The following is a 12,114-nucleotide window of genomic DNA, read 5'->3' on the forward strand; positions in this document are numbered from 1 at the left end:
ACTCTAGAGTGTTAAAAAATAAGCAAACTATAAGGGATTATTATTTTGAAAGGTGGACAATCAAAATGGCAGAAAAAAACAGAAAAGAAGAATTAGAACAGATTGAAGACCGCGTGCGTACAATTGGTGTACTGACAAGTGGTGGAGATGCACCGGGAATGAATGCAGCAATTCGTGCTGTAGTAAGAACAGCTATAGCAAATGGAATCCGAGTATGTGGAATCCGTAGAGGATATCATGGATTATTAAAAGAAGAGATCATTGAATTAACAGCACGTGATGTAGCTGATACAATTCAGCGTGGTGGTACAATTCTTCAGACAGCTCGTTGTCAGACAATGCGTACAGAAGAAGGACAGCAGAAAGCAGCAGCAATCTGTAAAAAATATGGTATTGATGGTCTTGTTGTAATCGGTGGAGACGGATCATTTGCAGGAGCACAGAAGCTGGCTAACTTAGGTGTTAGAACAATCGGTCTTCCGGGAACAATTGATTTGGATATTGCATGTACAGATTATACAATCGGATTTGATACAGCTGTTAACACAGCTATGGAAGCAATTGATAAAGTACGTGATACATCCACATCTCATGAGCGTTGCAGTATCATTGAGGTTATGGGTCGTGGTGCAGGTTACCTTGCATTGTGGTGTGGTATTGCCAACGGTGCAGAGAAAATTTTACTTCCAGAAGAACATGATTATGATGAGCAGTCTATGATCGATGATATTATGGAATGTAAGAAACGCGGTAAGAAGAACTACATCATTATCAATGCAGAAGGTGTTGGAGATTCTATCAATATGGCTAAGAGAATTGAAGAGGCAACAGGAATTGAGACAAGAGCAACAATTCTTGGACACATGCAGCGTGGTGGAAGCCCGACATGTAAAGACCGTGTATATGCATCTGTAATGGGAGCAAAGGCAGTAGAGCTTCTTATGGAAGGTAAGTCAAATCGTGTTGTTGGATACAGACATGGTGAGTTTATTGATTTTGATATCAATGAAGCATTGTCTATGAAAAAAGAAATCCCGGCACATCAGTATGAGATTTCTAAAACTCTTGCACTGTAAGAAAAGTGAACATGATAAAAAAGAGGATGATGAAGCATTGAGAGGCTTGTCATCCTCTTTTTCATTACAATACTTGCGGAGATGTGATGAATGGTATAATATATAAGAACAGTTCTGTTTCAGATTACACGAATATAGCAGAACGAATATAGTAAACCATAAAACGATTAGAGTGGGAGATAGATATAGTGAATGATAAGTGTAAAAATTCAGCACCGATTGGAGTGTTTGATTCCGGGGTTGGCGGGCTTACAGTAGTAAGAGAGATCGTCAGACAATTGCCGGATGAAAATATCGTATATTTTGGGGATACGGCTCGTGTACCATACGGAAGCAAGTCGAAAAATACGATCATTCGATTTTCAGAGCAGATTATTCGCTTTTTAAAAACAAAAGATGTTAAGGCGATTGTGATTGCCTGTAATACAGCAAGTGCACTTGCATTAGATGCAGTAAGACATGAGTTTGATGTGCCGATTATCGGAGTGGTAATTCCGGGAGCAAGAGCAGCGGTGGAGGCGACACAAGATAACAAAGTAGGAGTTATCGGGACTGACGCTACAGTTCAGAGCGGTATGTACACAAAAATCATACAAGGAATGAACCCTGATATTCAAGTGATTGAAAAGGCATGTCCATTATTTGTGCCACTTGTAGAAGAAGGATTTAAAGAACATGTCGTGACAGAAGAAATTATCGAGTATTATTTACAATCCATGAAAGAATCAGATATTGATGCGATGATTCTGGGCTGTACACATTATCCATTACTTCGTTCAAAGATACGCAGTTATATGGGAGAGCGTATTCAGATTGTAAATCCGGCATACGAGACTGCGATGGATCTGAAACAATTGTTAAAAGAAGGAAATATGGCAAATGATCGTTCAAAGATGCATAGTCATTACGAATTTTACGTAAGTGATACGGCAGAAAAGTTTAGACAATTTGCAAATACGGTGATGCCATTTGATGTGCCAGAGACTAATGTAGTCAATATAGAGGAGTATTAAAAGATGACAAAAGATGTATTGGTGAGCATTTCAGGACTTCATACCGATGTTATGCAGGAGGCAGAAGAGGAAAACGAAGCCATTGAAGTGGTGAATCCTGCCAACTATTATTTTCGTAACGGAAAACATTATATAGTATATGATGAGCCGGTAGAAGGGGTGTCAGGCACCATAAAAAATAAATTAAAAATTACAGAAGATCAAGTTGTGGAAATTATGAAATCTGGTGTTTCCAATGCACACATGATCTTTGAAAAAAATAAAAAGAACCAGACCTATTATTCTACTCCATATGGACAGATGCTTGTCGGAGTGAATACAAAAGAGATGAAGGTTGATATAAAAGAGAACAGAATAGATATTCTGATTGATTATGAACTTCATGTGAATCATGAGGCCGTAGCAGACAGCAGAATTAAAATGAATATTATTTCTAAGTCAGATTATAGGGCAAACATCGCAGGAGCGACAGAAATATAAGAAATGCATATGTTAAAGTAATAAAAATGGACAAGGGTGAAATGTGAATCATCCTTGTCCAGTGTTTTATTTTTTGTTTTTACTTTTTGTGTTAGTCTTATTGTCTTTCTTAAAGCGATCCATGAATTTCTTCTTTTTAGGTGGTGTTTCCAAAGGACCACGAACACCTCTTACGCTTGTAATGTAGATTCCGCTGACAACAGCTTTGACTTCTTTCTTTACTGGAACCAGTGGAAATACCTGTGCATCGCACATGAAAGTCATAATCTTAGGTCCAACCTTTGCTTTTACAACAGGCACCTTTGAACGACGAAGATACTTTGGTGTATTTTCAATAACGACAGAAGGAAAACCTGCATCTTTTAATTTCATCTTTCCCTTATCGATAATCAACATATTCATGGTCTGAGCCATCGCATCCATCTGTGCTTTCTGTTCAGCCTGTTTTTTCTCAGCTTTCTTTCCAAAAAAATACAGTGCAACTAATGCAATGATCAGTACGGCAAGAATTACCAGCATTACAATCATTCCTGTACTCACGACAAACCCTCCTATTAAATTAAATGTAGAGCGGATATCAAGAAATCCGCAATTATGCATTTAGTATTGTATCATTGTTTAGAGTGAAGCGCAAGTAAAACAAGTGCAGAAATCGGGTAAAAGATAAAGGAAAAAGGTGTGTTTAAACAGTGTTCCAACTTTTATTCTAAAATAAAGTATGGTACAATGTAAGCATATGTTTTGGCTTGTATGGGTCATATAAATAAATCATGAGGTGAATTTAAAATGAAGAAAAAATTAGTAGCACTTACTTTATCGGCAGTGATGACAATATCTATGGCTGGATGCGGAAATACAATGTCCGATGAGTACGTTACGATTAATAAATATAAAGGGTTGGAGATAACAGAAGTTGAGAAAACAGAGGTGACAGATGAAACTGTAGAGAATACAGTAAAGAGCTATCTTACTGCAGCACCGTTAAAAACAGAGATAACAGATCGTGCCGCACAGGATGGGGATACAGTAGACATTGATTTTGTTGGTAAAGTTGATGGAAAAGCATTTGACGGAGGAACAGCATCCGGTGCATCTTTAAAAATCGGATCTGGAACATACATTGGGGCAAATGGAGATTACAAAGGATTTGAAGAGCAGATCATCGGTCATAAGAAAGGGGACAAGTTTGATATCGAAGTGAAGTTCCCGGATGATTATTCTGAAAGTACTCTGGCAGGTAAGGTTGCGACATTTAGTATTACGTTAAATGGAATTTATGAAGTAAGTGATGATACAGAGATTACAGACGAGTGGGTAAAACAGAATAGTGATACAGCAGAGACTGTAGAAGAATTCAAAGAAGAAATCCGTACGAAGATGAAAGAGAACAATGAGTCTACGAGACAGAGTCAGCTTCAGTCAGAGGTTTTAGAAGCATTGAGCGAACAGGTTGAGGTGAAGAAATATCCAGATGGAGATATAGACAAAGAATATCAGGCAGTGGAAGACTATTATACGGCATATGCACAGCAGTATGGTATGGAGTTTGCGGATTTCCTTAAGACATATATGAATATGACAGAGGAAGATTTTAAAAAGAAAGCAAAAGAAGTTGCAGAGGAGTCAGTAAAGAAAAAACTGGCATGTGAATTGCTTGCAAAGAAAAAGAAACTGGAGCCTTCTGATAAAGAATATGAAAAGAAAGTAGAAGAATATGCAGAAAAAGCCGGATATGAAGATGTAGATGCATTTAGAAAAGCATATGATGAAGATACAATCCGTGCAACAATCCTTCAGGAGGCTGTAGCGAATTATTTGTTGGAAAGCAGTGTGCAGGTAGAGGCAGCAAGCACAGATAATTCAACAGATGGCTCTTCAAGTGATAAGTAGTTTATCGGAAAAATAAAAATGTAGATAGGGTAAAGAGTTAGGAGGAATTACGAATGGCGGTTAAGTTGGAAAATGAATTTCTATGTGTAGAGATTGCAGAGATGGGGGCAGAAGTAACACGAATTTACGATAAGACAGAAGACAATGAGATTTTGTGGGAAGGGAATCCGGTTTATTGGAAACGTCATTCACCGGTTTTATTTCCAAATGTAGGTAAGACATATAAAAATAGAGTGCTGATCAACGGAACTCAATATCCAACTTCCCAGCATGGATTTGCAAGAGATAATGTATTTACATGTATCGAAGCTGCAAATGAAAAGGCTTCTTTTATGTTCCGTTCTTCAGAAGAGACAAAAGAAGTTTATCCGTTTGATTTTGAATTGCATATTAACTACAAGCTGAACAAGAAAGAACTTACAGTAGAGTGGCAGGTTAAGAATTGCGGTGATGAAACAATGTATTTTACAATTGGCGGACATCCGGCATTTCGATTTGCAAAGCCAGAAGAAACAAAAGCAGACTATGTATTAAAGGTTCCGGGAAAAGAGAAGCTGGAGTATGTTTTAATCGATATAAGCTGTGGATGTGCAAATGTAGATGAGGTTCATACGTTGCAGTTGAGTGAAGAAACATATCCGTTAAGTGATAAGCTGTTTGCAAAGGATGCACTTGTAGTGGACAATGGACAGATTGAAGAAGCATGGCTGTGCCACAAGGACGGAACACCATATGTTGGAGTTCGAAGCGCAGGCTTTCCGAACTATGGTATTTGGTCAGTAGAAGGAGCTCCATTTGTATGTTTGGAACCTTGGATGGGACGATGCGATAATGTTGGATTTAATGCAGAGTTATCCGAGAAACCAAATGTAAATAAGGTGGAAGCAGGAGAAAAATTTATAAAAGATTATACAATTGTAGTTGCATAATTCTTGTAAGTCAAACTGGCAGGAGTGAATTGGGGACGATAGAGTTAAATCTGTGCAGTAATTAAAAACAGGAAGAAGCAACGGGAGGAAAAGATGGGGAAAGAGATAGAAAAAAGTGGTTTTCAGAGAGTACTTTCAGAGATTGATGAGGCAGTAAAACCATATAACTTTGCAGACGATGTGTTACCGGGAATTCTTATTTCCGATAATACTCCATCTTGCGGAATATATCAGCTCGGGATAGTAGATTGTTCGGAGGAATCAAGAAAGAACGATAATAATGTAGAACCGGTGTTTACAATCCGTGTAAATGGATGTGAGCAGCCGGAAGAAAACATATCTGGTGACTTACAGGGAGTGATGAAAGAATCAGACATTCCGACATTTTTTATAGAATTGGGAACAACAATCCGAGGAACGGGAAAGACATTCGATACTTGGTTTAAAGATACACCGGAAGGGTTGAAAAAAATCCTAGATCAGTATCTGAAATAAAAGGAAAAGGTGAGTCTGATGGGTAGACTTAATTTTGAAAATAAAACAGAAAACAGACGGAATCTCGAAAGCAAATTGGAAAAAAGAAAAGAAGACTTTGTACGAAACAATTTGTTGTCAGACGAATTTATTGAGTTTGTTCAGAAAAATAAAAAACCATTTGATACATTAATGTCTTATTATCAATGTGCAATCATGGAGGTTGAGACAAAATTTAAGGTTTTGAGCGAAGAATATTCACTGGAGTATGATCGAAATCCGATTGAAAATATTAAGTCCAGAGTAAAATCGTTTGACAGTTTACTAAAGAAAATCCGCAGAAAAAATATTCCGCTTACAATGACATCGATTGAGGAAAATATTCAGGATATCGCAGGGGTTCGCGTAATTTGTTCTTTTCCAGATGATATTTACAGGCTTGCAGATTGTTTGCTGAGTCAAGATGATATTATTTTGTTAGAGAAGAAAGACTATATAAAAAATCCAAAACCAAGCGGATATAGAAGCCTGCACCTGATTATACAAACACCGATTTTCCTTCAAGAAGGAAAAAGGATGGTGACAGTAGAAGTGCAGCTTCGAACGATTGCTATGGACTTCTGGGCAAGTCTGGAGCATAAGCTCCGTTATAAGAAAAACATTTCCGAAGAACAAAGTGCATTTCTGGCAGAAGAAATGAGTCAGTGTGCAGAAATCAGTGCATCACTGGATGAGCGTATGCAGAAAGTAAAAGACATGCTTATACAGTCGGAACAAGAGTCGAAAGAACCGGAGAAGCCAACACGATTACTGAACTTGATAAACCGGTAGAGACGGAGTTTGTGGCTCTTTTTACAAATAATAGATTTAACATTCTATTACATGGATTTAACATTTACAGACATCTGATTTAACGTCAGCTTGCTAAACTTTCAAAGTAGAAAGGGAAGGAAGATGATATGATGAAAAAAATATGGGATTTCTGTAAAGATAAAAAGTTAGGAAGAGAGAGCAAGATTAGATTATTTTTATTTTTGAATATCATTTGCTGGTGTGGAATCGGAGCAGTACTTTGGCTTGTAGTAAGCAGAGTTGCTTTAGATAATATGACATGGCTTTTCGTGTTCATCGGATATGCAGGAGTATTTCCTGGATGGATTGGCGGAATGCTTAAAATGATGAATATGGGAAATGAATTGGTATTGAATAAATAAAAAAATGTGGAAGTTTTTTTCAGAAAGACTTCCAGAAATTTGAATCAGACATACAATAACAGACCCTTGCATAGATTGTAAAAAACAAACTATGCAGGGGCTTTTCTATGAGAGATTATATTGAAGAGCGGGCAATCGAGATTGCAAATTACATTATACAAGAGAAGGCAACAATTCGGCAGACAGCAAAAAAATTCGGAGTGTCAAAATCGACTGTACATAAGGATGTTACCGAGCGTCTGTTCCAAATCAACCCATCACTTGCACATGAGGCACGTAAAGTCCTCGATACAAACAAATCAGAGCGCCACATTCGTGGTGGACTTGCTACCCGAGAAAAATATTTACATTTACATGTATAGAATACTTAATTTTATTGCTACTATCTTTAATAGTAAGGTATAATCAATACAGAAAGAGATGGAACACGAAGGGAGCAGCATGAACAAAAGAAATCTTTGGAGAAAATGGTACATTTTTTTAATTGGAATCTGTCTTGTAGTTGGACTATTGACCGGATGTCAAAAAGAGAAAGAAACGTCGGTTAAGCCAGTACAAACTTTGACGCTTTGGCATTATTTGGATTCTTCTGCGAGTAAGCAGGCATTATTAGAGATTACAGATACATTTAATCATTCGCAGGAAAATATTCAGGTAGAGATACAGTATGTACCGGATGAAGATTTTAAGAAACATCTGGCACTTAGTATGGCAGATGGAGATATGCCGGAGCTTGCACTGGTGGATTCTTCTGATTTGAATTATTTCAATGCGATGCAGTCGTTTGTAAATGTGACAGAGCAGATTGAAAATCTGGATGATTATTTACCGGAGGCAATAGCATCCTGTAAGGTGGATGGACAGATGAAAGGGATGCCGCTTGGGATGAACTGTGCTGCTTTATTTTGCAATACAGAGATGTTGGAGGAAGCAGGGGTACAGGTTCCAAAAACATGGGATGAATTACAAGAAACAGCTTTGAAACTAACAAAAGAAGATCGTTACGGTTTTGCTATGCCTGCACTTCGAAGCGAAGAAAGTGTTTTCTCATTTTTACCATTATTGTGGGGATATGGAGGAAAAATAGCAGAAATAGAATCGGAGGAAAGTCAGGCTGCATTTTTGAAATTAAGGGAACTGTCGGAATCAGGTGCAATGAGTCCACAAGTAAACAACCTGACAACCGGCGATATTGGAAGACAGTTTATGGAAGGAAATGTGGCTATGGTTTTAGTCTCATCTGCTTTACAGCAAACAATTCAAAAAGAAAAGCCAAAAATGAAATATACAATGACCATTCCGCCGGCCGGTAATGAAAACATTGAGAGAGTAACAGCGGTTGGCGGAGAAGTTCTTGTAGTAACGCCAGGAGAAAAACAGGCTGCAGCATTGGAATTTGTTAAATTTGTTTCTGAAAAATGTCAGATGGAAAAATTAGTGGATCAGATAGGATATCTGGCTCCTCGCCAGGATATTTTATCGGAACAGGTTGCAGATAGTAAGGCTTTAAAAAATACATACGAAATATTACAATATGCCAAACTGAGGGAATTTTCAGTAGATTGGCCGTATGTGTCTGTTGCCTTGACAGACGCAATGGAAGATGAGATTGTCGGGGAGATACCACAATCAGTAATTATATCAAATCTAGCAGAAAAATTACGGGAAAATCGGGAGGCAGAATGATGAAAAAAATCAAAAGCCTCAGAGGCAGAATATTTGTGGATATAATGATCGTGGCAATGTTTCCGATTTTAATTTTTGCGATTATATCGCAGGGAAGTCTGCGGGCCTGGCAGAAGAATGATTTACAGGAACGGATGCAGGCAAATATTGAGAATGCAGATCGATGCCTTGATATTCAGTTAGATAAGTATAATGCAATTATGTTTGATCTTTGTACGGATGATGTAGTAGTTGAGGCTGTTGAAAATATTAATAATAATAATGATGCGATGGAAGTAAATACCAGTAAACTACGTCATGAACTGAGTCATGTTTGTAATCGAAATCAAGGAATAGAAGGTATTACAATATTTCTTGCAAATGGTGAAGTCATATTTTACGACAAACAAAATTCGTCATCTATATCCAGTGACTGGGCAGGAAAAGTACATTGCCCGGAGGTGAAGAAAGAGCAGGTTTATCAAGGACAGATGCAACCGATAGTTGTGAATGATAAACATACATATTTACTGCAAATTGCGAGAAACCTAATCGATTATCGAGACATTCATGAAAAGCTTGGAACTGTTGTATTCAGTATAGATGAGCAGTTGATTTCAGATACCTTGCAGGTTGGAGCAAATGCGAATACTTATTTGCTGGAAAGAAATTATGTTATAAGTGCACCATCGGTTGCTAAAATTGGGCGAACATTGGATTCTGTAAAAAATACGAAAAAAAATTTATATGTTTCTAAAGTAAATCAGAAGAGTCAGTTTACTATTTGTATAGAAAGAGATATATCGACATATAGAAAAACGATGAATGAACAAGTTGGGATGTTGATAGGCGTTGCATTTATTGCGTTTCTTGTTATGATTTTTTTGAGTTATATTTTTACACGTCCATATATTCATGTTATACAGAGTGTAGGACAGGGATTTCATGAAGTAGAGACGGGAAATTTTGAGACACGTCTGGAATTTTGGAAACGTGCACCGGAAGAAATAAAAGATATAGAATTCGGATTTAATGAGATGGTGGAAAATCTGGATAATCTGATCAATCAAGTAAAACAGGCAGTGCTGGAACAGAAAAATGCAGAATTATCTGCATTGGAAGCCCAGATTGACCCACATTTCTTATATAATACATTGGACAGTATTAACTGGAAAGCAATTGAAAATGAACAGTACGATATTAGCAGTATGTTGGTTGCTTTGGCAAATATTTTACGATATACAGTAGACAATGCAGGTGGAACATCAACATTGGCACAGGAACTTGGATGGTTGAAACAATACATGGTATTGCAGGGAACAAGGATGGGAAAAATTCCTGTTATTGAGACAGATATACCAGAAGAACTATTCGGATTTCAAATTCACAAGCTGTTATTGCAGCCATTTGTGGAAAATTCAGTAAAATATGGATTTTATGGTAAGGAAGAAGAATGTGTGTTAAAAATATCAGCGAGACAAATGGAATATCAGATTCATATACAAATCGAGGATAATGGAAATGGAATAACACAAGACATGCTTGCTAAAATAAATGATGAGCAAAGTGATATGAAAGGTCATCTGGGTATAACAAATGTGAGAAAACGGTTGAAATTATATTATGGTGAAGAAGCAATGGTATATTTTGAAAGCGAAGAACACTTATATACGAGAGTACATTTGTTTATACCAATGACAGATGAACATCAAGAAATGCAATAGTAGAGGAAGAAAAAAAAGAAACGGAGTGGTAAGATGAGAATTGTAGTTGTTGAAGATGAAGCACCAATCCGAGAAGGCATGGCGAAGATTCTTAGTAAAATAAATACAGATTATAAGGTCGTCGGGACCGCCGTAGACGGAGAAAAAGGGTTGGAATTGATACGGAAGGAACAGCCGGATCTTGTTATTATGGATATCCGTATGCCTCATATGACGGGATTAGAAATGCTTTCGCGATTGCGACATGAGCAAAATAAGTGCAAAGTAATTGTGTTATCGGCATACTCAGATTTTGCTTATGCAAAACAGGCGATTGAATTGGGTATCGAAAATTATTTGCTTAAACCAATTAATATAGTAGAGTTAAAAAAAGCATTACAACAGGCAGAGGCTGAGTTGGTAAAAGCGCAGAATCAAGACAGGGCTTTCTCACTGGAATACATTTTTAACAGTTGTATCAACGGACATCTTCAGCCCGATGACGCATTTCATAAAATGACACAAGAAAAATATGGATTTACAGTGAGAGACTCTGCTGAAATAATGTTAATCTGGCTTGGAGAGGCATATGAAATGCAAATCGAGAGATTAAAGCTTATGATTGAGCAGGGAATAGGCCAAAGAGTAAGCTATAGTATGTATATGCAGGAAATGGAAATATGGCAGTCACTGGTTATTATATTTTACAAAAATTCACAAAATACATCGTTGTATACATATCTATCAGAACATGTACTGCCAGCGGTGTATAAACGAATGGAGATACCAATGGTTAGTGTGTGGAAACAAGCTGAAGAAATATGTTCGGTTTCTTCAGATTTAAAAGAAATGTACACACAGCTGGAATGGGCATTATTATTTGAAGAAGGAAAATTAATCAGAGTAAGTGAAATCGAATTAAAACAAGAATCTATTCAGAACGGAATTGAGAAATACCCGATGGAGTTAGAAGAATTGGCTAAGAAGGCGATGTTAATAAAAGACAAAGAACAATTAAAATATTGTTATCATCAATTGCCGCAATATTATCAAAATAACCCACAATCTCCAATGACGATAAAGAAAGATATAATTCGTTTTTTCTGGGCACTTGCCAAAGTGGGAGGATTAGAGATAGATGGAAAAGAGCCGGATATTCAAGAAAAATTGAATCAGATATCAGGTGCAGTGTGCTGGCCTCAAATTCAGAAAATTGTGGAGCAGACAATACAGATTATCCAGAACTTAGAGGAAAAGAAATCCCCGGAAGAACATACCAGTGCCATGGTACAAAAGGCACAACAACTAATCCTGCAATATTATGATCAAGGAATCACATTGGAAGAAATTGCAGGAAAGTTAGTTGTATCAGAAGAATATTTAAGTACGCAATTTAAGAAAGAAACAGGGATGACATTTTCAGAGACTGTAAGAAAATATCGTGTAGAAAAAGTAAAAAAACTACTGTTGGAAACTCCATTTAAATTAAATCAAATTGCAGAATTAGCAGGGTACAGCGATTCAAAATATATGAGCAAAGTCTTTAAAGAAGAAGTAGGAATGCTGCCGAGCGAGTATCGAAAATCATTGCATTAGCATCGGGAATGCTATCATCTAAAATCAACATTTTCATAATAAAGTTGTTTAAAATATTCTACCTTTTTAAAATA

The 12,114-nt window shown here is 37.0% G+C and carries 13 protein-coding genes; 12 read left to right on the plus strand and 1 reads right to left on the minus strand.

From position 1 onward, the window contains the following. Positions 1-65: 65 nt before the first annotated feature. The 3 genes from pfkA to LQE94_RS01640 all read left to right on the plus strand — a co-directional run bounded on the left by pfkA (position 66) and on the right by LQE94_RS01640 (position 2,569). A complete protein-coding gene (pfkA, locus tag LQE94_RS01630; protein ID WP_118737594.1) occupies positions 66-1,076 on the plus strand; it encodes a 6-phosphofructokinase in 1,011 nt (336 codons plus the stop codon). 188 nt (positions 1,077-1,264) lie between these two features. Then, positions 1,265-2,089 carry a glutamate racemase gene (murI, locus tag LQE94_RS01635; protein ID WP_118737593.1) on the plus strand — a complete coding sequence of 275 codons (825 nt, stop codon included), beginning with the start codon at positions 1,265-1,267 and terminating at the stop codon, positions 2,087-2,089. Between the two features lie 3 nt (positions 2,090-2,092). Then, positions 2,093-2,569, plus strand: coding sequence for a DUF1934 domain-containing protein (locus tag LQE94_RS01640; RefSeq protein ID WP_118737592.1), 477 nt, complete (start codon positions 2,093-2,095; stop codon positions 2,567-2,569). A gap of 66 nt (positions 2,570-2,635) precedes the next feature. On the opposite strand, the gene LQE94_RS01645 is transcribed toward LQE94_RS01640, so the two are convergent. Further along, entirely contained in the window at positions 2,636-3,109 is a 474-nt protein-coding gene (locus LQE94_RS01645; protein ID WP_022076000.1) for a hypothetical protein, read from the minus strand. Between the two features lie 246 nt (positions 3,110-3,355). On the opposite strand from LQE94_RS01645, the gene tig reads away from it, so the two are divergent. The 9 genes from tig to LQE94_RS01690 all read left to right on the plus strand — a co-directional run bounded on the left by tig (position 3,356) and on the right by LQE94_RS01690 (position 12,040). Further along, positions 3,356-4,459: a trigger factor gene (gene tig, locus LQE94_RS01650; protein WP_240576852.1), complete on the plus strand. Its 1,104-nt coding sequence runs from the start codon at positions 3,356-3,358 to the stop codon at positions 4,457-4,459. 53 nt (positions 4,460-4,512) lie between these two features. After that, positions 4,513-5,388 carry an aldose 1-epimerase family protein gene (locus tag LQE94_RS01655; RefSeq protein ID WP_240576853.1) on the plus strand — a complete coding sequence of 292 codons (876 nt, stop codon included), beginning with the start codon at positions 4,513-4,515 and terminating at the stop codon, positions 5,386-5,388. A gap of 93 nt (positions 5,389-5,481) precedes the next feature. Continuing rightward, on the plus strand, positions 5,482-5,883 hold the full coding sequence (locus tag LQE94_RS01660; RefSeq protein WP_240576854.1) for a hypothetical protein: 402 nt from the start codon (positions 5,482-5,484) through the stop codon (positions 5,881-5,883). 18 nt (positions 5,884-5,901) lie between these two features. Then, a complete protein-coding gene (locus tag LQE94_RS01665) occupies positions 5,902-6,693 on the plus strand; it encodes a GTP pyrophosphokinase (RefSeq protein ID WP_186865434.1) in 792 nt (263 codons plus the stop codon). A gap of 128 nt (positions 6,694-6,821) precedes the next feature. After that, positions 6,822-7,076, plus strand: coding sequence for a hypothetical protein (locus tag LQE94_RS01670; RefSeq protein WP_240576855.1), 255 nt, complete (start codon positions 6,822-6,824; stop codon positions 7,074-7,076). Between the two features lie 107 nt (positions 7,077-7,183). Beyond that, the gene (gene spoIIID / locus LQE94_RS01675) at positions 7,184-7,438 is read left to right on the plus strand and encodes a sporulation transcriptional regulator SpoIIID (protein WP_022075516.1); all 255 of its coding nucleotides are present in this window, start codon (positions 7,184-7,186) and stop codon (positions 7,436-7,438) included. 79 nt (positions 7,439-7,517) lie between these two features. After that, a complete protein-coding gene (locus tag LQE94_RS01680) occupies positions 7,518-8,762 on the plus strand; it encodes an ABC transporter substrate-binding protein (protein ID WP_240576856.1) in 1,245 nt (414 codons plus the stop codon). Continuing rightward, positions 8,762-10,465: a sensor histidine kinase gene (locus LQE94_RS01685; RefSeq protein ID WP_240576857.1), complete on the plus strand. Its 1,704-nt coding sequence runs from the start codon at positions 8,762-8,764 to the stop codon at positions 10,463-10,465. The genes LQE94_RS01680 and LQE94_RS01685 overlap by 1 nt, the downstream gene beginning before the upstream one ends. A 33-nt stretch (positions 10,466-10,498) precedes the next feature. Continuing rightward, positions 10,499-12,040 (plus strand): response regulator transcription factor, encoded by a 1,542-nt coding sequence (locus LQE94_RS01690; protein ID WP_240576858.1) that lies wholly within the window; start codon positions 10,499-10,501, stop codon positions 12,038-12,040. Positions 12,041-12,114 lie beyond the last annotated feature (74 nt).

This window comes from Mediterraneibacter sp. NSJ-151 (assembly GCF_022487435.1).
Classification (GTDB): Bacteria; Bacillota; Clostridia; order Lachnospirales; family Lachnospiraceae; genus Schaedlerella; species Schaedlerella hominis.